This is a genomic window from Bradyrhizobium cosmicum (genome assembly GCF_032290525.1).
In the GTDB taxonomy this organism is placed as follows: Bacteria; Pseudomonadota; Alphaproteobacteria; order Rhizobiales; family Xanthobacteraceae; genus Bradyrhizobium; species Bradyrhizobium cosmicum_A.
In genome coordinates this window covers 1-298 of record NZ_JASXTA010000126.1, presented here as the reverse complement: position 1 = coordinate 298, position 298 = coordinate 1, and the positions used below count along the sequence as shown (strand labels likewise).

Annotated in this window: 1 pseudogene; it reads right to left on the bottom strand. The window is 65.8% G+C overall.

The annotated features are described in order from the left end of the window. Window positions 1–298: pseudogene (locus tag QSV46_RS39345) on the bottom strand (cell division protein FtsK); the annotation flags it as partial.

The following is a 298-nucleotide window of genomic DNA, read 5'->3' as shown; positions in this document are numbered from 1 at the left end:
ATCCAACCGAGCCGAGCCTTTGCGCTCATCAGGGCATGGTACACCCATCCGAGCGATACCGAACTGCGATCCTCTTCTTCAACGAAGGGCGCGTCATCGTCCTCGATCGGCGTCAGCTCTTCCTCTTTCGGGCGCGAGCCCCAGCCGCTGGCAAACAGAAAGGCCGCAGCCATCGCCGCAAACAGGATGATGCCGAGCACGAGACGATAGGTGAAGCCGGCCGGGCCAAACACGACGGCGGGCGCACGCACCAGCGCGTCGCCGACGACGCCGCCAAGCCCGGTCGGCAGTGCCCACG